Genomic DNA, 19,336 nt, shown 5'->3' with positions numbered 1-19,336 from the left:
ACGGTAAAGTCATGAGCGCCATCGACTCCCTCCCCCCGCTGCGCGAGGTTATCGCAACTCACCAGCTTTCGGCCCGCAAGTCGCTGGGCCAGAACTTCCTGCTCGACCTCAACTTGACCGCCAAGATCGCGCGGCAGGCGGGTGATCTGACTCAATGCGATGTCCTTGAAATCGGCCCAGGCCCCGGAGGTCTGACTCGCGGGCTTCTGTCCGAAGGCGCGCGCAAGGTCGTGGCCGTGGAAAAGGACACCCGCTGCATCGCCGCCCTGAACGACATCGCCGCCGCCTATCCGGGCCAGCTGGAAGTGATCAACGGCGACGCGCTGGAAATCGAGCCGCTGGCCCACCTGACACCTCCGATCCGGGTGGCCGCGAACCTTCCCTACAATGTCGGGACCGAGCTTCTGGTCCGCTGGCTCACCCCGCCCGAATGGCCGCCCTTCTGGCAGAGCCTGACCCTTATGTTTCAACGTGAAGTGGCCGAGCGGATCGTCGCCCAACCCGGCAGCAAGGCCTATGGCCGCCTCGCCATCCTTGCCCAATGGCGGGCCGAAGCGCGCATTGCAATGTCCCTGCCACCCGGAGCCTTCACTCCACCGCCCAAGGTCTCAAGCGCCGTGGTTCACCTGACTGCCCTGCCCGAACCCCGCTATCCCGCTGACGCCGCAACCCTGTCGCGCGTGGTTGCCACAGCCTTCAATCAGCGCCGCAAAATGCTGCGGGCCTCACTCAAAGGGGCAGCGCCAGATATCGAGGACCGCCTGATCGCAGCCGGAATCAAACCCACCGACCGGGCCGAGCAGATCCCGCTCGAAGCCTTCTGCGCGCTCGCGCGCGAAATTCGCAAACCCTGAACGAAAAAACCCCAGGCCTTTGCCCGGGGTTTTCATTCAATTCATGATCGAAAAGCGCTTATTCAGCTGCCTCGGGTGCGTCGCCCTTGTCAGCGGGTGCATCCTCAGCCGCAGGGGTGGCAGCCTTTGGCTTCCGGGTGCGCGGGCGGCGCGGCTTTTCCTTACGCTCGGTCGCTTCGGGTTGCTCGGCATCCTTGCTTTCCGGCGTCTCGACCAGCCCTGTATCGGGCGCAGCCGCCTCATTCCCGAAATCCACAACGTCCGGCTGCGGAGCCTCGGCCGGATCGGCCTGACGGGCTGCTTCGCGTTCCTGACGCTCGGCGCGTTCACGATCACGCTCGGCCTGTCGTTCGCGGTTCTGACGCTCTTGCTCTTCGCGGCGCGCTTCGATCTCGCGCTGCGCTTCGCTTAGCATGCGCAGATAGTGCTCGGCGTGTTGCTGAAAGTTCTCAGCTGCCACGCGGTCATTCGACAGCTGAGCGTCGCGCGCCAATTGGTTGTATTTGTCAATGATCTGCTGCGGTGTGCCACGCACCTTGCCTTCGGGGCCCGAGCTGTCAAAAACTCGGTTTACGACGTTTCCGCCAGAAGGACGATTGCGGTTGTTCTTGGCCCGCGAGCGGGATTTGGAAGATCTCATCTTACTTTACGTCAGCCTTATCAATTCACTGTCGATCAACCCGTATCTAACGCTGCTCAGTGGCTTGTGCCGTTACGCGCTATCGACTTTTTGGGCTTGGCGTCAGGGGTGCGCTGAAACAGCGTCAACCTCGCCGACTAATCCTGAGTAAACATGTCCTGAGCGTTCAGACAAGGGGATTCTCGAAAATGTCGCAGCTTTTTTACATCAATCGGCATTTTTCGGCCTCAGTTTCGCTTAGAAGGCGGCATTCTGGCCCCCACAACACGATCACGCCTGTCCAGATCGGGGATCACCTTTACGCCGGTCAAACCAGCGGCATCAAAAAGGGCAGAAACATAAGCGCCCTGTGTCGGGCCAATTTCAACCAGGATACGCCCGCCGGGCATCAGATAATCCGGGGCCGACGCCGCAATACGGCGATAGGCATCCAGACCGTCGCCCTCATCCGTCAGCGCCATGCGCGGCTCATGCTCGCGCACTTCAGGGGAAAGCGCGTGCATCTCGTCCGCTGAAATATAGGGCGGATTCGAAACAATCAGATCGAACTGACCTTCAATGTTTTCGAACCAGTCAGATTGCCGAATCTCGACGCGCGCCTGCACCTGATGCTGTACTGCATTGGCGCTGGCCTGCAGACAGGCAGCTTCGCTGAGGTCGGCGCCGACGCCCGAGGCACTCGCCCGCTCGGCCAGCAAGGTGATCAGGATACAGCCCGAGCCCACACCCAAATCGAGTACATGGTCAAACGGCTCACTCAGCGCCGCCTCGATCAAAGCCTCGGTTTCGGGGCGCGGGTCCAGCACATCGCGGCTGACCCGGAACCGGCGGCCATAGAATTCCCGCTCGCCCAACAGATGCGACACCGGCACACGGATGGCCCGCAGCGAAATCAATTGATCGTAGCGTTCCGCGATATCCACCGGCAGCTCCTCGGGCGCGATCAGAGTCACCCGGCTGGCCTCGATCCGCGCCGCATGCGCCAGCAGCACCCGCGCATCCCGCGCTGGATCAGGCACACCGGCTGCTCGCAAACGTGCGGTTGCAGCGACCATGGCCTGCGCGGCTGTCAGCGCCGAAATCATTGCGCCATTTCGGCCAGAAGCCGAGCCTGATCATCTGCGGTCAGCGCGTCGATCACCTCATCCAGATCGCCCTGCATCACTTGATCCAGCTTATAAAGCGTCAGGTTAATGCGGTGATCCGTCATGCGGCCTTGCGGGAAGTTATACGTCCTAATCCGTTCCGACCGGTCACCTGAACCGACCTGACTGGCGCGATCCGCCGAGCGTTCGCTGTCGATCCGCTGCCGTTCAAGATCATAAAGGCGCGTTTTCAGCACCTGCATCGCTATCTCACGGTTTCGGTGCTGGGATTTCTCGGAACTGGTCACCACGATACCGCTGGGCAAGTGGGTAATCCGCACAGCCGAATCCGTCGTGTTCACGTGCTGCCCCCCCGCGCCCGAGCTGCGCATCGTGTCAATACGGATGTCATTGGCATCGATCTGAATGTCCACATCCTCGGCCTCTGGCAAAACCGCCACCGTCGCCGCCGAGGTATGAATGCGCCCACCGCTTTCGGTTTCGGGCACGCGCTGCACGCGATGCACGCCGGATTCGTACTTCATCCGCGCAAAGACATTGTCGCCCTTGATATGTGCCACCACCTCTTTGATCCCACCAAGATCAGACGCTTGTTCCTCGATGATCTCGAACTGCCAGCCCCGCGCTTCGGCATAGCGTTGATACATGCGCAGCAAGTCTCCGGCAAACAGCGCGGCCTCATCCCCGCCGGTGCCGGGGCGTATTTCCAGCATTGCCGGGCGCGCATCAGCCGCGTCTTTGGGCAACAGCGCCAGCTGCAAGGCATGCTCCGCCTCGGGGATACGCGCCTGCAGTTCTGAAATTTCCTCTTCGGCCAGCTCTTTCATGTCCGGGTCGGACAGCATTGCCTCGGCCTCGGCCAGATCAGAAACCAGCTGACGCCACGCCATGATCTGATCGACCACCGGCTTGAGGTCGGAATATTCCTTTGCCAAAGCTGCAATATCCCCGCCCGAGGCACCATCCGCCATGGCCGCTTCGAGGTATTGGAATCGCTGAGTTATCTGTTCAAGGCGTTCTTCGGGGATCATCCGCGCGGTGTCTATCATCCAGAGGCTTTGGTCAAGGCCCTGCCTTGTGCTAGGCTTGGGCCATGAAGCGACTGATCTTAGCCCTGACACTCATTGCGACGCCCGGAATGGCCGATGTTGTTGGCCCCGGAGGCAAAGTGCAAGACTGCTATTGCACCGACAAATCCGGCACCCGCATCGAGTTGGGAGAGATGATATGCCTGCAGGTCGACGGCCGCATGTTCATGGCCCAATGCCAGATGTCGCTGAACGTGCCCATGTGGCGCGAGGTGCAAGAGGGCTGTTTGTCGTCAGGGTTGCAGCAAAGCAAGCCATTGGGTGACCCGGTCCCGATTAACGCCGAAATCTTTACGGCCAAATCTTAATCTGGCATAGATACGCAGCGTATCGCCGTCTTGCTGCACGGTGGTGTAGTCGGGAAACCCGAACACCTTGGTACGGGTGATATAGGTGATCATGCCCTCTTCTAGAGATCCGGCCAGCACACTGGTGCGTGGTGTTGCGCGCGCAATTTTATCGAGACGCGCCAGCCCATCAGGACCGGTTTCGACGACCCGAACGACACCACCCTTCAGGTCTCGTTCCGTGTCTTCAGGGGCCACATGCCAGCGCACAGGATCTGAAGGCGCAAGTCTGATATAGGCACCCATTGCAAGGCCCACCGCAATCAACAGCCACAGCACCATTTTCATCTGCCCATTCATTCCCGCTATGCCCTGCTTACTCGGTCAGAGGATGGCGTCGCACCCCTATCGTGACGTCACTCCGGGCAGAATGCACAGCATCTCGAACAGTAGATTGGCTGCGGTCAGTGCCGTATTGCCCGACGGATCATAGGGTGGAGATACTTCGACCAGATCGCAGCCCACCACATTCATGCCTGCCAGCGCATGGATCAACTGCAGCGCCTGCGGAGTGGTCAGACCTGCGATCTCGGGCGTGCCTGTTCCGGGTGCATAGGCCGGATCGAGGCTGTCGATATCGTAGGTGATATAGACCGGGAGATCGTCAACAGTTTTACGGATCAAAGAGCCGATTTCGGTCAGGTTCTGTTGCCACAGCTCCCACGCCGGAAACTGACGGAACCCCCAACCCTGTGCCTCGGTAAAGTCGCTGGCGGCGTAACCCGAGCCTCGAATGCCGATCTGAAAGGTCTTGTCAGGGACAATCAGCCCTTCCTCATAGGCGCGGCGGAAGACAGTGCCGTGGGTTTCCTTTTCACCGAACATCTCATCATTCACGTCAGCATGGGCGTCCACGTGCACCAGAGCCACCGGCCCATGTTTGGCGGCCATCGCCCGCAGGATCGGCAAAGTGATCGAGTGATCCCCACCCATCGCCACCGGGATGACACCTTGCGCCAGAATGCCGTCATAGCTTTCCTTGATGATCCCAAGACTATCGGCGAGCGAGAATGTGTTGATCGCCAGATCGCCGATATCTGCGATCTGCAGATGGTCGAAGGGCGCCGCGCCATTGGACATGTTATAGGGCCGGATCATCGCACTTTCGCTGCGAATCTGCTTGGGTCCGAACCGTGTGCCCGACCGCCACGAAGTGCCGATATCCATCGGAACCCCCAGGATCGCCACATCCAGCCGGTCCAGCGACGACGCCTGTGGCAACCGCATAAACGTGTTCGGCCCCGAAAACCGTGCCAGATCATTGCCGCCAATCGGTTGGTTGTATTGGGTCATGTGATGTCTCCGATCCGGTGCCTCACCAAGCAGATACCGGGATTATGCCTAACCAAAGGTTAAGGCTTCACCAGCTTGTTCCACCCCAAAAGGCAAATGATCTGTGTTGCCACATGAGCCCCCGCAATCGCCGTCGCACCAGAGGTATCGTATGGCGGAGATACCTCAACCACATCGCCGCCCTTGATGTTGATCCCGGCGATGTCGCGAAGGATGATTTGCGCCTGAATCGAACTCAGCCCACCCCAGACCGGCGTACCAGTACCGGGCGCAAAAGCAGGGTCCAGACCGTCGATGTCGAAGCTCAGGTACACGGGGCTGTCGCCCAGAATACCCCTGATCTTCTGCGCCACGGCGGCTGGGCCGGATTCGTAAACCTCGCGCGCGTCGATGATGTTGACGCCCAACGTGTCTTCGTTTGTAGTGCGAATGCCCACCTGAACCGAGCGTTTCGGATCAACCAACCCCGATTTCACTGCCTTGTAGAACATCGTCCCGTGATCCACGCGGGACATGTCGTCATCGGCCCAGGTGTCCGTATGCGCATCGAATTGCAGCAGTGACATTGGCCCATATTTCTCGGCATAGGCCTTAAGGATCGGGAAGCTGATATAGTGATCCCCTCCCAGCGTGACCGAAGCCACATCCGCCGCCAAAATGGTACGGATATGATCGGTCAGCGTGTCGGGAAAGGCCGGGATATTGGCATAGTCATAGGCCATATCTCCATAATCCACGATCGCCAACTCGCTGAGCGCGTCAAAGGGCCAGCCATAGGGTGCATCCGGGGATTGCAACGCGCTCGCCTCACGGATCGCGCGCGGCCCCAGACGGGTTCCGGGGCGATTTGTCACCGCCTGATCGAAAGGCACGCCGGTTACAGCAATATCCGCACCCGTCAGGTCTTTGGTATAAAGCCGCCGCAGGAATGAGGTCGCGCCGCCAAAGGTGTTTTCATAGGACAGCCCCTTAAGATCGGGGTTGGTGAATGCCTCATCCACCTGGTTCTTTGCATCTTCCAGTGCCATATCTATTCCCTGTCAGCCCAACGGCTGTGCCTTTTCGACGATCCGTGCGAAGAAGGACGCTCCGATCGGCGCGACGTCGTCATTGAAGTTGTATTTCGGATGGTGCAGCCCAGCGCCATCTCCTTGTCCCATGAACAGGTAAGCACCGGGTCGGGCCTGCAGCATGTAGGAAAAATCCTCTGCCCCCATCTCACGCCCAGCATCATCTTTCACGCGTTCCGCGCCGGATACATCCCGCGCCACTTCAGCCGCGAATGCCGCCTTGTCGGCGTCGTTGATAGTGGCGGGATAACCCTCCTGATAGTCCAGTTTGGCCTCGACACCGTACGAGGCCGCCTGCCCCGCCACGATCTGCGCCATTCTCTCTTTGACCATCCTTTGCACGGCCGGATCAAAGGTGCGAACGGTGCCGTTCAGATAAGCGGTATCAGGTATCACGTTATTCACTGTTCCGGTGTGTATCTGCGTCACCGACACCACCAGATCGTCCAGCGCATAGTGGTTGCGGCTGACGATAGTTTGGATCGCCTGCGCCATCCCGCAAGCCGCCATCACCGGGTCGCGCGTCTCATGCGGCATGGCCCCATGGCCGCCCACGCCCTGAATATTGATCTCGAAAGTATCTACTGCGGCCATCAGCGGCCCCGGCGTAGTCTCGAACAGCCCCTCGGGCCGGCCCGGAGTGTTATGGATGCCGTAAACCTGAGAGATATTGAACCGATCCATGATGCCTTCTTCAACCATCACGCCCGCGCCGCCGCCCTCTTCCTCGGCAGGCTGAAAGATCAGCGCAACCCGGCCCGCGAAATTCCGCGTTTCGGCCAGATAGCGCGCAGCACCCAGCAGCATGGTTGTGTGCCCGTCATGACCGCAGGCATGCATCTTACCGGGGTTCTTCGAGGCGTAGTCCACGCCCGTTTCCTCGGTAATCGGCAATGCATCCATGTCAGCGCGCAGACCAATAGTCGGTCCCTCGCCCTGCCCGTTGATGATCGCGACCATGCCGGTTTTGGCGATTCCCTCATGCAGTTCATCCACCCCAAACTCGCGCAGACGCTCGGCCACAAAGGCGGCGGTCTCATAGCATTCGAATTCCAATTCGGGGATAGTGTGAAGGTGCTGGCGCCACTTGGCCATATCAGCGGCGTAATCGGCAATTCGGTTGACGACGGGCATCTGGGGTGGACTCCTGATCCTGACTGCGGGATGGATGCATCTGACACCGGAACGAAAGGGTTCGCAATGGCCGAAAATCCTCTGATCCACGACACGGACGCAGGTATCGAGCGTTTGCTGGAAATCATGCGCCGCTTACGCGACCCTCAATCCGGCTGCCCGTGGGATATCGAACAGGATTTTTCGACCATCGCGCCCTATACGATCGAAGAAGCCTATGAAGTCGCCGATGCCATCGAACGCGAGGCTTATGACGAATTGAAGGGAGAGCTGGGCGACCTGCTGTTCCAATCCGTCTTCCACGCGCAAATGGCTGAAGAGGCTGGGCATTTTACCTTTCAGGACGTGGTGCGCACCATGTCGGACAAGATGGTTACCCGTCACCCACATGTTTTCGGTGATGAGTCCCGAGACAAGTCGGCGGATCAACAGACAAAGGACTGGGAAACCATCAAAGCCGCCGAACGTGCGGGCAAAGAACAAAAAGGTGCACTAGACGGTGTCGCCGCCAACCTGCCCGCCCTGCTACGCGCACATAAGCTGCAGAAACGTGCCGCGCGCGTAGGGTTCGACTGGCCTGACGCCAGCCATGTGCTCGCCAAGATCACCGAGGAAGCCGCTGAGCTGGAAGAGGCGCGCGACAGCATGGATGCCGACGCGCTCGAGGATGAATTTGGCGATCTGCTGTTCGTGATTGTCAACCTCGGCCGCCACTTAGGCATCGAACCCGAGGCCGCCCTGCGCCGCACAAACGCCAAGTTTACTCGTCGTTTTGAGAAGGTCGAAGCCCGGCTGGCCGAACGCGGAAAAACGCCCTCCCAAAGTGATCTGGCCGAAATGGACGCGCTGTGGGACGAGGTGAAAATCGAGGAACACCGCGCCAACGGCAAACTCCCGCCGGTGGATGCCGCACGCGAGGCCTGAAACCGCTGGACAAGCCCCGCGACACTTGCGAGTGTCCGCCCTTCACGGCCCCGGAGACCACAATGCCCCGCAAGATCATAATCGACACCGATCCCGGACAGGACGACGCCGTCGCCATTCTTCTGGCGCTTGCCAGCCCCGAAGAGATCGAGGTTCTGGGTATCACCGCCGTCGCTGGAAACGTGCCTTTGGAGCTGACCGCCAAAAACGCCCGCATCGTGTGCGAGTTGGCGGGGCACACCGAAATCCCCGTCTACGCCGGATGCGATCGCCCCCTGAAACGCCCGCTCGTCACCGCCGAGCATGTGCATGGTAAAACAGGGCTCGACGGCCCTGTTTTGCCAGATCCTGAAATGCCTCTGGCCGAAGGTCACGCGGTCGATTTTATCATCGATACCCTACGCGCACATGAGCCCGGCACGGTGACGCTCTGCCCTCTGGGGCCGCTGACCAACATCGCCACAGCGTTCCAGAAAGCGCCCGACATCATCAACCGGGTGCAGGAAATCGTGCTGATGGGTGGTGCGTATTTTGAGGTTGGAAACATCACACCAGCAGCCGAATTCAACATTTATGTCGACCCGGAAGCCGCTGATATTGTGTTTAAATCCGGCATTCATGTCGTCGTAATGCCATTGGATGTCACCCACGACGCGCTGGTCACGCCCCATCGCAACGATGCATTCCGGGCATTGGACAGCAAGGTTGGTCATGCGGTCGCAGAAATGACCGATTTCTTCGAACGTTTCGACAAGGAAAAATACGGATCGGAGGGCGCACCGCTGCACGACCCCTGCGTCACCGCCTATCTGATCCGACCCGAGTTGTTCTCGGGCCGCCACATCAATGTTGAGATCGAAACCCAATCAGAATTGACGTTGGGCATGACAGTGGCCGACTGGTGGCGGGTCACTGATCGCGCACCAAACGCCATGTTCATGGGTGACGTGGATGCCCAAGGTTTCTTCGACCTGCTCACAGAAAGACTTGCCCGCCTATGACCGCCGCACTCCGCCTTGCCCGCCCCGACGATCTGGACCGACTGATGGCGCTGGTCGCAGCGTTTCACTCGGAATCCGGCATCGCGCAGGACGACGAGAAACGTCGCAACGCGCTGACCCCTCTACTGGATGGAATTCCCCATGGGTGCATATATCTGATCGGTCCGGGCCGCGCACCGCTGGGCTATGTCATCCTCACCTTCGGCTGGTCGGTCGAGTTTGGTGGCATGGATGCCTTTGTAGATGAGATTTACATCCGCCCCGCCGTCCGCGGACGCGGTATCGCCACCGAAGTGCTGCATGATCTCCCCAAGGCGTTGGCCGAGGCCGGTCTGACCGCCCTGCATCTTGAGGTCGACCGGACCAACGAAACCGCGCAGAAACTATATCTGCGGTCAGGTTTTAAACCGCGCGATCGCTACATGCTGATGAGCAAATCGCTTTAGCGCGATTCCCCCCGGAAGATTACCGCCGGATTTGCCATTTCCTGCACCGGATCATCCTGCGAAACCTGCATCCCTGTGATCGGATAGGTCCCAGGCTCTGAACATGCGGCCAGCATCCCCGCGCAAAGCATTGAAATTACGAGAAAGACCTTTGAAGCAGACATATCGTCCCCCTTTCTGCAATGCTTGCAGACTATCGGGAGTCACAGCGCCGCAATAGGAACAAGTTCACACATAACGACATTTATGTTTGTTTAGCTTAACGATCAGCGGCAGTTCTTATTGAACGTCTGCTCCATGGTCTTGAACTGCCGGGGCACGCGTTTGGGTTTGGGCAGCGCATTCAACTGTTCAGTTATGTTCTCACCGGTGTACCAGGACTCGAACAATAATTCTTTGATGTCATCGTCCAAAACCGTGTTGGCGACGTTATAGGTGCACAGGCATTCCTCCATCGTGACCTGCCCGCTGGGATCGCCTTCCACCATTTTCTGGCACACTGCCTGAGGCGGACGATCAGCCCCTGCAAGCTGAGGCAGGATCAATAGCGCCCCAGCGCCAACGATGCGTTTGAATGTTGTCATAAATCGCCCTCTCCCATGTTGGCCTTCGATGCCCAGCTTAGACGGATCGGTAATGACTCAAAGAAAAAAATGGCCCCGGCGTTCTACCGGGGCCTGATCTGGTTTTACCAAGTACGCCAAACTCAGCGCTTTAGGATCGACGCGCCGGCGTATTCTGCGACCTCACCCAGCGATTCCTCGATGCGGATCAGCTGGTTGTATTTGGCCAACCGGTCCGACCGCGCCAACGAGCCGGTTTTGATCTGCCCGCAGTTGGTCGCCACAGCCAAATCGGCAATGGTGGCATCTTCGGTCTCGCCCGAGCGATGCGACATCACGTTGGTATACCGTGCGCGGTGGGCCATATCGACGGCGCGCAGAGTTTCGGTCAGTGATCCAATCTGGTTCACCTTGACCAGCATCGAGTTGGCACAGCCACGATCGATCCCCTCTGCCAGACGCTCTGGGTTGGTTACGAACAGGTCGTCGCCGACCAGTTGTACTTCGTTGCCGATGGCATCAGTCAGCGCTTTCCAGCCATCCCAATCGTCCTCGGACATACCGTCTTCGATCGAGATAATTGGGTAATCTTTGACCAATGTCGCCAGATACTCTGCGTTTTCCTCTGAGGTCAGCGAGATGTTTTCACCCGACAGAACATATTTTCCGTCGCGGTAGTATTCGGTGGCGGCGCAGTCCAGCGCCAGATGGATCTCTTCGCCGGGTTTGTAGCCCGCTTTTTCGACCGCCTGCAGGATGAAATCCAGTGCCTCACGGGTCGAAGCGATGTTAGGGGCAAAACCACCTTCGTCCCCCACTCCGGTGGCCAGTCCGGCAGCCGACAGTTCGCGCTTGAGCGTATGGAACACCTCCGACCCCATGCGCACGGCTTCGCGGATATTCGCGGCCGAGGTCGGCATGATCATGAATTCCTGAATGTCGATCGGATTATCGGCGTGTTCGCCGCCATTGATGATGTTCATCATCGGCACCGGCAGCACGCGCGCCGAAGTACCGCCAACATAGCGGTACAGAGGCTGCGTGGTGAAATCCGCCGCCGCCTTGGCCGTCGCCAGCGAGACACCCAGGATAGCGTTCGCGCCCAGACGGCCCTTGTTCTCGGTCCCGTCGAGTTCAATCATCGCCTGATCGATGGCCACCTGCTCGGTCGCGTCAAAGCCCACCAGTTCTTCGGCGATCTCTCCGTTAACGGCAGCAACCGCTTCCAGCACGCCCTTGCCCATGTAACGAGATTTGTCACCATCGCGCTTTTCCACCGCCTCGTAGGCGCCGGTCGACGCCCCTGAAGGCACAGCGGCGCGGCCCATGGTGCCGTCTTCCAGAATCACGTCCACTTCGACCGTCGGGTTGCCCCGGCTGTCCAGTATTTCGCGTGCGTGGATGTCGATGATCGTGCTCATGATACGGGTCCCAATGATGCCAACGGTTGCATGCCTCATACCAGCACGCGGCGAAAAGTAAACCGTTTCCGTTATCGCTAACACTTATATTTTTCGGCCTTTAGGGCTAACAGTTTGCTGTTTGCGCCAACAGGTCGCGGGCGCTTAGGCCACTGCCAATGCCCGCGCCAGCTGGCGTTCTCGAATGAAAGTATACAGACCTGATCCGATAATCAGACCGGCACCGGCCAACGTCATGCTGTCGGGGCGTTCGCCAAACATCAGCATCCCGGCCGTGATCGAGAACACCAACCGAGTATACCGAAATGGCGTCAGCGCTGAAGCTTCGCCAATCCGCATCGCGGTTACGATACCGTAATAGCCCAATACGCCGAACCCGATGGCACCCAGATAAGGCCCGATCTGCGCAGCTTGCAGCGGCACAACGGGCTGTGCTGTGAACACCATAAGGGCCGCACCAGCCAGCGCCACTCCGATATAGGCCTGCAATGCGACGACCGACGAGGCCACACGAACATCCAACCTGCGTGTGATCAGATCACGTGCCGCGATCGCAACGACCGATACCAAAACAAACAATGATTCCGGCTGGAATCCCTCGAACCCGGGGCGGATGATCATCAAGACGCCGACAAAGCCGATCCCGATGGCGCTCCAACGGCGCCAACCGACCTGCTCACCCAGAAACAGTGCTGCCCCCATCGTGACGAATAGTGGCATCGCCTGAAAAACCGCCGCCACAGTCGACAGATCAACAAGTGACAGCGCGGTCACGAAGCTGAGCGCACCAAAGGCTTCGGTCCCGGCACGGATCAGCGGCAAAGGTTGCCACGCGACCGGGTCGAAGATGCGTTTGCGTGTTGCCATAGACATAAGCGTAAACACAGCCCCGCAGATCAGACCCAATGCGATCATGATCTGCCCGGTCGACACACTGACCGAGAGATGCTTGATGAACATGTCCTCAAGCGCGAAGGCCGCCATCGAGCCGATGATCAGCAAAATGCCGTTTACGTTGTTCATGCGCGTTTCCATTGGAACAGGCCGCTGACAGGCGGACCTTTCCGGCAGCAAAACCGCAACCTTTGCGACGTCGCAAGCAGTATTACGACATGTTCGATGAAATCGCGTTCACCGACCGATCGATTTTCGTGATGTGTCAGTCTTTTTCCAACGGTACGCCGTACAATTCTAGGCGATGGCCTTTCAGCCTGTAGCCAAGCTTGGCCGCAATCTTTTCTTGCAGAGCTTCAATCTCAGGGTCGACAAACTCGATCACCTCGCCTGACTGCATGTCGATCAGGTGGTCGTGGTGATCGCGCTCCGCATCTTCGTACCGCGCGCGCCCGTCACCGAACTCCAGCCGCTCAAGTATCCCGGCCTCTTCGAACAACTTCACGGTACGATAGACTGTCGCGATCGAAATTCCCGCATCTTCGGCTGAAGCACGGGCATAAAGCTCTTCTACATCCGGGTGATCTTCGCTTTGCTGCAAGACCTGTGCAATGGTCCGCCGCTGGCCGGTCATGCGCAGGCCCTTGGCTTCGCAACGGGCGATAATCGTGTCGGACATGGTGACCCCCGGGACTGTTCGGTGTTCTGTCTTAATATGTCTACGCGCCCTGCGCCACAGACGATTTTGCGGTCAGGCGATGCGTCGCAGATCGGCCCAGACCGGCAAATGATCCGAGGCGATATGCGCGGGCCGCGCATCATGCACCCCGTGCAGTGCAGCCTCAAGCCCCTGCCCCACCGCGATTCTGTCCAGTGCCCCCAATGGCTGCGCGGCCGGGAAGCTTGGAACCGGAGGAAGAAACTGCATGTCCGGGGCCAAATGATCTAGAACAGGCTGGCGTGACCATTCGTTGAAATCCCCGGCCCAGACGGTGGGCATGTGTTCCAGATCAGAATCACATCGACGGATATGACTGATCTGTTGGCGTCGCGACGCCGGCAAAAGCCCAAGATGCATCCCCATCACCCGCAAAGGTCCGATCTGCGTATCAAACTCGACCCGCACGGCGCCGCGGGGCTCCAGACCCGGCAAATCATGATGACCTGCCTGACGCACCTGAATGGCGTCCCCACGCCAGATCACCGCGTTGCCATGCCAACCAAGACTACCGGCACCGCCCAAGTCCACGATCTGCCACCCGGCCTCATCCAACATGAAATGTGGCAAAGCGGCAGGACGGGGCGGCAATCGTTTGTCCGCCTCCTGCAAAACGACGATATCGGCCTGCATGCTTTCGATGACCTGCAATATCCGCTGCGGCTGCCGCCGGAAATCGAGTCCCACGCATTTCTGAATGTTGTAACTGGCAAGGCGCAGGGTCGAGCGGTAGGTCATCGGCACACTTAAACTGATTTAACCCAAGATCGCCAACTGGTCGGACAAGTGCAAGCCGAACCCAGCGCTGAATGGCAACGCGCCGCCTGCTCCGCTAACATTTGTGCAAAACGGCCTTGAGCCCGCGCAGCCCCTCGGCCACCTTCACGATCATGTTCATAAGGTTTGTGCACCCGATCAAGATAGAAGATATGGACGCGCGTCAGGGGTTCTTCTGCGCGGCCTACGACCTGCGCGACACTGCCGCGCTGGATAAATACACATTCGATCGAATTGAGGCGCTGCTGGTTTGGTTCCGGGAAAACCTTGAAATCCCCTATCGGTTCAACAGGACAAAATCTAAAGGCGCCTTTCAGCGCAATACCAAAGGCCTCAGCTGGTTCAAACCCGAAGCCAATGAGGTTTTGGGCAAGTCGTATGAGATGGTCGCACTGCTCAAAGAAAACGGATATCAGATCGATTCTCTGCGATCAGACCGGATCGGCTACGTTGTCTATGAAGATGCGTGTCAGGTGATCGCCGAACCCTTTGCAGACACGCCCCGATAGCCTCGAAACCTGAAACTTCAAAAGTTTCAGGCTCGGTTTCTTCATAAGAAACCGTCTCTTTGTTACGTACCGCAGAATGTCGCGTGTACGACCTCGTTCTTCGCCGGAGGGCGCATCAGGTCAGCTGATTCTGGTTGATCCTCATACGGCCGTGACAGCACTTCATTCAGCCGATTGAACGGTGCGTAATCGCCCTGCACCGCAGCCTGAATCATCTGCTCCACCCGATGATTGCGTGGAATGAAGGCCGGATTGGCCACAGCCATCACGTCCAAAGGCGCATCCTCACGCGCCAAGCGTTCCTGCCACCCCTTTGCCCATTCGTCAAAAGCCGCCGGGTCGGCAAACTGGTCTCGCGCGCGGTCGCTGCCCAGCGCGCGGAACGTGTTTGCGAAGTCCGCCTGATTCTGCGCCATCCGCGTCAACAGATCCGAGATCATTTCAAGATCCCCCTCCTCTGCCCGAACCAATCCGATCTTGGCCCTGAAACGTTCCAGCCAATGTGCCTGCATCAACGCAGGCATGGCATGGACAATTTCGGTGGCCTCTTCGACAGCTGCGTCCTTGTCCTCAAACTGCTGAATTAGGGCCGTTGCCAGCTGCGCCAGATTCCAAACCGCAATCTCAGGCTGGTTCGAGTAGGCATACCGCCCCATCCGGTCGATCGAGCTATAGACTGTATTCGGGTGATAGCTGTCCATGAACGCACATGGGCCATAGTCGATCGTCTCACCGGCGATCGAGCTGTTGTCAGTATTCATGACCCCGTGAATGAAACCCACGCTCATCCATCGGGCGATCAACCCGGCCTGCGCATCCCGAACCGCGCGCAACAAACCCATAGCCCCGTCCGCCTCAGGATAGTGGCGCTGAATGGCATATTCAGTTAGCCGTTGCAGGCTCTCTAACTGCCCTCGCGCTGCAAACACCTGAAACGTGCCTACCCGCAAATGGCTTTGCGCCACACGTGTCAGTACCGCCCCGGGCATCGGACCCTCGCGCAGCACGATCTCTCCGGTTTCAACCGCTGCCAAGGCGCGCGTGGTGGGAATGCCCAGCGCATGCATCGCCTCGGAAACCACATATTCGCGCAAAACCGGCCCCAGCCAGGCACGTCCATCTCCCTGGCGCGAGAAAGGTGTCTGCCCTGAGCCCTTCAATTGAATATCCCGCCGAATCCCGTCGGTTCCGACCGTCTCACCTAACAAAACCGCGCGCCCATCTCCTAGTTGAGGGTTATAGGTGCCAAACTGATGCCCGGAATATAACTGCGCCAGCGGCTCGGCCCCTTCGGGCACAGTATTGCCCGCAAAAGCCTGCGCCATCTCTTCTACGTCGCCCGGCGCAATCCGCAACAGTCGCGCCAGATCACTGTTGAAGGCAACAAGCTTTGGTGCACGCACAGGCACAGGCCCCTGCCGCGCAAAGAAGGTGTCCGGCAGGCGAACATAGCTGTTGTCAAACGGGATCGTCAAAGTCATGCGGCAAACATATGCTCTGCATACACAATTGCCATAGCAGATCGTGCGCGTGCGTGCATAATCCCACAAACAGACCCGAGGCTTCCATGACCGCGCAAGACATCATCCAACACCTGAACCTGCAGCAGCACCCCGAAGGCGGCTGGTTCAAAGAGACCTGGCGCGCCGACAATCCCGGACGTGCCACCGGCACTTGCATCTACTTCCTACTGGCAGAGGGTGAGCGCAGCCACTGGCACAAGGTAGATGCGACCGAGATCTGGCTCTACCATTCCGGCGCTCCGCTGATCCTCTCGCTCAGCGCCTCCGATACAGGCCCTGCCAAAGACCACACCCTCACACCTGATCTGACCCAAGGCGCACCGCAGCTTATTGTACCCAAGGGCCATTGGCAGGCGGCGCGCAGCAGTGGAGACTACACGCTGGTCAGTTGCACTGTTTCACCGGGATTTGATTTTGACGGATTTGAACTCGCACCACCCGGCTTTGATATTCCAAGAGTGTAATTCCATGGACCACCGCGCCCTGATCGCCGCGATCCCGCCCGAGACCAAGGACAGGCTGCAACAGCGGTCAGACACGGCAGGTCTCAGACATCTAGCGATCTATTTCGGCGCTTTGACAGCAACCAGCACCGGTATCATCCTACAGGTTCCCCTCTGGCCACTATTGCTCCTGCCGCAAGGCCTATTGCTGGTTTTCCTCTTTACGCTCAGCCACGAATGCACCCACAAGACGCCGTTCAAAACCCCTTGGATCAACGAAGCGGTTGGGCACCTTGTCTCAATTCCCATCTGCCTGCCGTTCACATGGTTTCGCTACTTTCACCTTGCCCATCACAAATGGACAAACCACCCGGCCAAAGACCCGGAACTTGGCGGCAAACCCCGCCCCGAAAACTGGCGCAGCCTTGCGATCTATCTCAGCGGCTGGCCATATTGGACGGGTATGGCCCGTGTGTTGACCGACAACGCGCGCGGCAGGATTGACGCCGCTTACCTGCCAACCCGCCAGCACTGCGCCATACGAACCGAAGCCCGAATATTATCTACACTATATGCCCTGGCCGCACTCAGCCTGTTCTTCAGCCCCTTGTTGTTCTGGCTCTGGCTTCTGCCCGCCCTTATCGGCCAGCCTTTCCTGCGCCTATACCTGCTGGCTGAACACGGCCTCTGCCCGCCGGTGGCAAATATGCTCGAAAACTCCCGTACCACCTTTACCAATCGAATGATCCGATTTCTGGCCTGGAACATGCCCTACCACGCGGAACACCACGCCTTTCCAAACGTGCCTTTCCACCACCTTCCAGCCTTCCACCGCTGGACCCAGGCACACCTGCAATCCACCTCGGACGGCTACACCGAATTCACCCTGGATTACGCCCGCGCCCTAAATCGCTAGATCCGCCTCTTCATCTGGCCAAAAATACCTCGGGGGAGTCGCGCAGCGACGGGGGCAGAGCCCCCTACCCGCTCACCACGACACCTTTCGCCGGAGACGAGACGACACCGCCCCCGACCAGCGCACTTACCCCGGTGGTACCCGGGCAAGAGGTCGGCAATCCCCGCGCCACACGCACGGCAAGGTAGGCAAAGGCCTGCGCTTCCAGCATGTCTCCGTCCAGCCCAACCGCCTCAACCGGCTCGACCGGGCAATCCAGCGACACGCGCAGCATTTCGATCAGCACTGGGTTGTGACGTCCGCCCCCGGTCACCAACATACGGGCGGGTGGCTTGGGACAATGCTCCATCCCCTGCAGCACACCCGCAGCGCTCATCCCGGTCAACGTGGCCACCGCATCCGCATCGCTCAGCTCGGTCACCAGACCGATCATTTCCGAGAAATCATTCCGGTCCAGCGATTTGGGCGGCATTCGGTTGAAATAGGGCTCGGCCAGAAACAGCTCCAGTGCGCCGGCCTCGACCGTACCCTCTCGGGCCAGCGCGCCGTCCCGATCCATCGGCAACCCCAACCGCGCCTGCATCAGATCGTCAACCGGCGCGTTGGCGGGTCCGGTGTCGAAAGCCAGCAACGCCCCTGGCGCTTCAGGCCCGTCAAAAGACGGGTCAACATAGGTCAGGTTCCCAACACCGCCCAGATTGAGGAAACACAGCGGCTCTTCCGCCCCGATCCATTTGGCGCAGGCGAAATGAAAGAACGGGGCCAGAGGCGCACCCTCTCCGCCCAGCGCCACATCATCGCTGCGAAAATCCCAGACCACCGGCAGCCCCAAAGCCTGCGACAGACCCAGCCCGTCACCCACCTGCAACGTGCCACGCCCACGCGGCTCATGTGCCAATGTCTGACCGTGGAAGCCGATCAGGTCGACCTCTTCGAACTCTGAAAGAACCTCGGCATGTGCCCGGGTCACCAATTCAGCCGAAATATCAACCTTTGGTCCATGCCAAAGCCCCAGCGCCGCGCGCAGTGTGGCACGCTCTTCTTCGGAATAAGCGCGATACCCGCTAGGACCAAAGCCGAATATCTGCTGCCCATCGGTTTCAACGACCGCAGCGTCCACACCGTCCAGCGATGTGCCCGACATGGCCCCCAACGCTCTGATCGCCCCCGATTTGCTGATGACCCTGCCCACGCCGACCTCGTATTGCGTCTCTCCACCCGTTTCGCCGGGTTCTGAGCACAACCTGCACGGTAATGCAAAGCCAAGGCAAGACACATCATGCGCGAGCTTCATTTTTCTTGGAAAAGGTGCCTTTTCCTTGCCTCTGCCCCCGCCTGTACCGTGCGCCGCTACAAAATTCCGAAAGGTACGAGACCGCGAATGAAGGCGACAAGGCGTTCCCAAACGCAGCGCAGTTCCGAGTGCTCATGAAAGAGCTGTACAAAGTCCATTACCACATGTTCGCAGATCGCTACAGCAGCTGCCAAGCTCTCCCAAGAATGCCCGTCGCCGGTTTCAGTGTTCCACTTGATCTGAAGCACCTACGATCATTCCATATAGCTCAGCTTCGTCAGATTTTCATTGAAACAAAGCGACTGAATAATGGCCGGTACTTTGGGATGTTCAGTGCAATAAAAGCGCAGGCTCAAAACCCCGGATATTCGCAAA

Annotated in this window: 23 protein-coding genes; 8 read left to right on the top strand and 15 right to left on the bottom strand. The window is 58.9% G+C overall.

The genetic code is table 11. From position 1 onward, the window contains the following. Positions 1-11 precede the first annotated feature (11 nt). Positions 12-854: a 16S rRNA (adenine(1518)-N(6)/adenine(1519)-N(6))-dimethyltransferase RsmA gene (gene rsmA / locus ACR0AU_RS01975; RefSeq protein ID WP_170610981.1), complete on the top strand. Its 843-nt coding sequence runs from the start codon at positions 12-14 to the stop codon at positions 852-854. Positions 855-912: 58 nt separating this feature from the next. Here rsmA and ACR0AU_RS01970 read toward each other — a convergent pair whose 3' ends face one another. The 3 genes from ACR0AU_RS01970 to prfA form a co-directional block, all read right to left on the bottom strand. Then, positions 913-1,494 carry a DUF4167 domain-containing protein gene (locus ACR0AU_RS01970; RefSeq protein ID WP_170396747.1) on the bottom strand — a complete coding sequence of 194 codons (582 nt, stop codon included), beginning with the start codon at positions 1,492-1,494 and terminating at the stop codon, positions 913-915. A gap of 227 nt (positions 1,495-1,721) precedes the next feature. Beyond that, positions 1,722-2,579: a peptide chain release factor N(5)-glutamine methyltransferase gene (gene prmC / locus ACR0AU_RS01965; protein WP_170509927.1), complete on the bottom strand. Its 858-nt coding sequence runs from the start codon at positions 2,577-2,579 to the stop codon at positions 1,722-1,724. Next, on the bottom strand, positions 2,576-3,631 hold the full coding sequence (gene prfA, locus ACR0AU_RS01960; protein WP_480795394.1) for a peptide chain release factor 1: 1,056 nt from the start codon (positions 3,629-3,631) through the stop codon (positions 2,576-2,578). The genes prmC and prfA overlap by 4 nt, the downstream gene beginning before the upstream one ends. A gap of 62 nt (positions 3,632-3,693) precedes the next feature. Between prfA and ACR0AU_RS01955 the strand changes: the two genes are divergently transcribed. Beyond that, positions 3,694-3,996, top strand: a complete 303-nt coding sequence (locus ACR0AU_RS01955; protein ID WP_480590127.1) for a hypothetical protein — start codon at positions 3,694-3,696, stop codon at positions 3,994-3,996. Here the strand turns inward: ACR0AU_RS01955 and ACR0AU_RS01950 are convergent. From ACR0AU_RS01950 to ACR0AU_RS01935, 4 genes are read right to left on the bottom strand one after another with little or no spacing between them, the layout of a single operon-like run. After that, entirely contained in the window at positions 3,922-4,335 is a 414-nt protein-coding gene (locus tag ACR0AU_RS01950) for a DUF1499 domain-containing protein (RefSeq protein ID WP_480590125.1), read from the bottom strand. The genes ACR0AU_RS01955 and ACR0AU_RS01950 overlap by 75 nt on opposite strands. A 45-nt stretch (positions 4,336-4,380) precedes the next feature. Beyond that, positions 4,381-5,328, bottom strand: a complete 948-nt coding sequence (gene speB / locus ACR0AU_RS01945) for an agmatinase (protein WP_480795195.1) — start codon at positions 5,326-5,328, stop codon at positions 4,381-4,383. A gap of 59 nt (positions 5,329-5,387) precedes the next feature. Further along, positions 5,388-6,356: an agmatinase gene (gene speB / locus ACR0AU_RS01940; protein ID WP_170509509.1), complete on the bottom strand. Its 969-nt coding sequence runs from the start codon at positions 6,354-6,356 to the stop codon at positions 5,388-5,390. A 12-nt stretch (positions 6,357-6,368) separates the two neighbouring features. Further along, positions 6,369-7,532 (bottom strand): M20 aminoacylase family protein, encoded by a 1,164-nt coding sequence (locus ACR0AU_RS01935; protein WP_170509506.1) that lies wholly within the window; start codon positions 7,530-7,532, stop codon positions 6,369-6,371. 66 nt (positions 7,533-7,598) lie between these two features. Between ACR0AU_RS01935 and mazG the strand changes: the two genes are divergently transcribed. The 3 genes from mazG (at position 7,599) to ACR0AU_RS01920 (ending at position 9,903) form a co-directional block, all read left to right on the top strand. Next, positions 7,599-8,456: a nucleoside triphosphate pyrophosphohydrolase gene (gene mazG / locus ACR0AU_RS01930; RefSeq protein WP_170509503.1), complete on the top strand. Its 858-nt coding sequence runs from the start codon at positions 7,599-7,601 to the stop codon at positions 8,454-8,456. Positions 8,457-8,518: 62 nt separating this feature from the next. After that, a complete protein-coding gene (locus tag ACR0AU_RS01925; protein WP_170509500.1) occupies positions 8,519-9,457 on the top strand; it encodes a nucleoside hydrolase in 939 nt (312 codons plus the stop codon). Continuing rightward, entirely contained in the window at positions 9,454-9,903 is a 450-nt protein-coding gene (locus ACR0AU_RS01920; protein ID WP_170396732.1) for a GNAT family N-acetyltransferase, read from the top strand. The genes ACR0AU_RS01925 and ACR0AU_RS01920 overlap by 4 nt, the downstream gene beginning before the upstream one ends. Here ACR0AU_RS01920 and ACR0AU_RS01915 read toward each other — a convergent pair. The 6 genes from ACR0AU_RS01915 to ACR0AU_RS01890 all read right to left on the bottom strand — a co-directional run bounded on the left by ACR0AU_RS01915 (position 9,900) and on the right by ACR0AU_RS01890 (position 14,237). After that, a complete protein-coding gene (locus tag ACR0AU_RS01915) occupies positions 9,900-10,067 on the bottom strand; it encodes a hypothetical protein (protein WP_170396730.1) in 168 nt (55 codons plus the stop codon). The two genes, ACR0AU_RS01920 and ACR0AU_RS01915, sit on opposite strands and share 4 nt — an antisense overlap. A 102-nt stretch (positions 10,068-10,169) precedes the next feature. After that, a complete protein-coding gene (locus ACR0AU_RS01910; protein ID WP_170422059.1) occupies positions 10,170-10,487 on the bottom strand; it encodes a hypothetical protein in 318 nt (105 codons plus the stop codon). Between the two features lie 122 nt (positions 10,488-10,609). Then, positions 10,610-11,887, bottom strand: coding sequence for a phosphopyruvate hydratase (eno, locus tag ACR0AU_RS01905; RefSeq protein ID WP_170406273.1), 1,278 nt, complete (start codon positions 11,885-11,887; stop codon positions 10,610-10,612). A gap of 144 nt (positions 11,888-12,031) precedes the next feature. Then, complete coding sequence (locus tag ACR0AU_RS01900; protein ID WP_170422062.1) at positions 12,032-12,910, bottom strand: DMT family transporter; 879 nt, start codon at positions 12,908-12,910, stop codon at positions 12,032-12,034. Positions 12,911-13,046: 136 nt separating this feature from the next. Then, the gene (locus ACR0AU_RS01895; RefSeq protein ID WP_170396723.1) at positions 13,047-13,460 is read right to left on the bottom strand and encodes a Fur family transcriptional regulator; all 414 of its coding nucleotides are present in this window, start codon (positions 13,458-13,460) and stop codon (positions 13,047-13,049) included. Between the two features lie 72 nt (positions 13,461-13,532). Then, on the bottom strand, positions 13,533-14,237 hold the full coding sequence (locus ACR0AU_RS01890) for an endonuclease/exonuclease/phosphatase family protein (RefSeq protein ID WP_170406281.1): 705 nt from the start codon (positions 14,235-14,237) through the stop codon (positions 13,533-13,535). Positions 14,238-14,353: 116 nt separating this feature from the next. Here ACR0AU_RS01890 and ACR0AU_RS01885 point away from each other — a divergent pair, with 116 nt between their 5' ends. Beyond that, on the top strand, positions 14,354-14,785 hold the full coding sequence (locus ACR0AU_RS01885; RefSeq protein ID WP_480795194.1) for a hypothetical protein: 432 nt from the start codon (positions 14,354-14,356) through the stop codon (positions 14,783-14,785). Positions 14,786-14,847: 62 nt separating this feature from the next. On the opposite strand, the gene ACR0AU_RS01880 is transcribed toward ACR0AU_RS01885, so the two are convergent. Next, positions 14,848-16,266, bottom strand: coding sequence for a protein adenylyltransferase SelO (locus ACR0AU_RS01880; protein WP_170422065.1), 1,419 nt, complete (start codon positions 16,264-16,266; stop codon positions 14,848-14,850). Positions 16,267-16,352: 86 nt separating this feature from the next. Between ACR0AU_RS01880 and ACR0AU_RS01875 the strand changes: the two genes are divergently transcribed. Further along, positions 16,353-16,772: a cupin domain-containing protein gene (locus ACR0AU_RS01875; protein WP_170626825.1), complete on the top strand. Its 420-nt coding sequence runs from the start codon at positions 16,353-16,355 to the stop codon at positions 16,770-16,772. Between the two features lie 4 nt (positions 16,773-16,776). Continuing rightward, complete coding sequence (locus tag ACR0AU_RS01870; RefSeq protein ID WP_480795193.1) at positions 16,777-17,667, top strand: fatty acid desaturase; 891 nt, start codon at positions 16,777-16,779, stop codon at positions 17,665-17,667. Positions 17,668-17,731: 64 nt separating this feature from the next. Here the strand turns inward: ACR0AU_RS01870 and ACR0AU_RS01865 are convergent, their stop codons facing one another. Beyond that, positions 17,732-18,811 carry an anhydro-N-acetylmuramic acid kinase gene (locus ACR0AU_RS01865; RefSeq protein ID WP_480438855.1) on the bottom strand — a complete coding sequence of 360 codons (1,080 nt, stop codon included), beginning with the start codon at positions 18,809-18,811 and terminating at the stop codon, positions 17,732-17,734. Positions 18,812-19,336 lie beyond the last annotated feature (525 nt).

The organism is Ruegeria sp. CG1 (assembly GCF_056537265.1).
This window is presented reverse-complemented; position numbering and strand designations above follow the sequence as displayed.

Coding starts and splice junctions, on each gene's coding strand:
- rsmA (WP_170610981.1), top strand. CDS start 12: ATGAGCGCCATCGACTCCCTCCCCCCGCTGCGCGAGGTTATCGCAACT.
- ACR0AU_RS01970 (WP_170396747.1), bottom strand. CDS start 1,494: ATGAGATCTTCCAAATCCCGCTCGCGGGCCAAGAACAACCGCAATCGT.
- prmC (WP_170509927.1), bottom strand. CDS start 2,579: ATGATTTCGGCGCTGACAGCCGCGCAGGCCATGGTCGCTGCAACCGCA.
- prfA (WP_480795394.1), bottom strand. CDS start 3,631: ATGATCCCCGAAGAACGCCTTGAACAGATAACTCAGCGATTCCAATAC.
- ACR0AU_RS01955 (WP_480590127.1), top strand. CDS start 3,694: ATGAAGCGACTGATCTTAGCCCTGACACTCATTGCGACGCCCGGAATG.
- ACR0AU_RS01950 (WP_480590125.1), bottom strand. CDS start 4,335: ATGAATGGGCAGATGAAAATGGTGCTGTGGCTGTTGATTGCGGTGGGC.
- speB (WP_480795195.1), bottom strand. CDS start 5,328: ATGACCCAATACAACCAACCGATTGGCGGCAATGATCTGGCACGGTTT.
- speB (WP_170509509.1), bottom strand. CDS start 6,356: ATGGCACTGGAAGATGCAAAGAACCAGGTGGATGAGGCATTCACCAAC.
- ACR0AU_RS01935 (WP_170509506.1), bottom strand. CDS start 7,532: ATGCCCGTCGTCAACCGAATTGCCGATTACGCCGCTGATATGGCCAAG.
- mazG (WP_170509503.1), top strand. CDS start 7,599: ATGGCCGAAAATCCTCTGATCCACGACACGGACGCAGGTATCGAGCGT.
- ACR0AU_RS01925 (WP_170509500.1), top strand. CDS start 8,519: ATGCCCCGCAAGATCATAATCGACACCGATCCCGGACAGGACGACGCC.
- ACR0AU_RS01920 (WP_170396732.1), top strand. CDS start 9,454: ATGACCGCCGCACTCCGCCTTGCCCGCCCCGACGATCTGGACCGACTG.
- ACR0AU_RS01915 (WP_170396730.1), bottom strand. CDS start 10,067: ATGTCTGCTTCAAAGGTCTTTCTCGTAATTTCAATGCTTTGCGCGGGG.
- ACR0AU_RS01910 (WP_170422059.1), bottom strand. CDS start 10,487: ATGACAACATTCAAACGCATCGTTGGCGCTGGGGCGCTATTGATCCTG.
- eno (WP_170406273.1), bottom strand. CDS start 11,887: ATGAGCACGATCATCGACATCCACGCACGCGAAATACTGGACAGCCGG.
- ACR0AU_RS01900 (WP_170422062.1), bottom strand. CDS start 12,910: ATGAACAACGTAAACGGCATTTTGCTGATCATCGGCTCGATGGCGGCC.
- ACR0AU_RS01895 (WP_170396723.1), bottom strand. CDS start 13,460: ATGTCCGACACGATTATCGCCCGTTGCGAAGCCAAGGGCCTGCGCATG.
- ACR0AU_RS01890 (WP_170406281.1), bottom strand. CDS start 14,237: ATGACCTACCGCTCGACCCTGCGCCTTGCCAGTTACAACATTCAGAAA.
- ACR0AU_RS01880 (WP_170422065.1), bottom strand. CDS start 16,266: ATGACTTTGACGATCCCGTTTGACAACAGCTATGTTCGCCTGCCGGAC.
- ACR0AU_RS01875 (WP_170626825.1), top strand. CDS start 16,353: ATGACCGCGCAAGACATCATCCAACACCTGAACCTGCAGCAGCACCCC.
- ACR0AU_RS01870 (WP_480795193.1), top strand. CDS start 16,777: ATGGACCACCGCGCCCTGATCGCCGCGATCCCGCCCGAGACCAAGGAC.
- ACR0AU_RS01865 (WP_480438855.1), bottom strand. CDS start 18,811: ATGTCGGGCACATCGCTGGACGGTGTGGACGCTGCGGTCGTTGAAACC.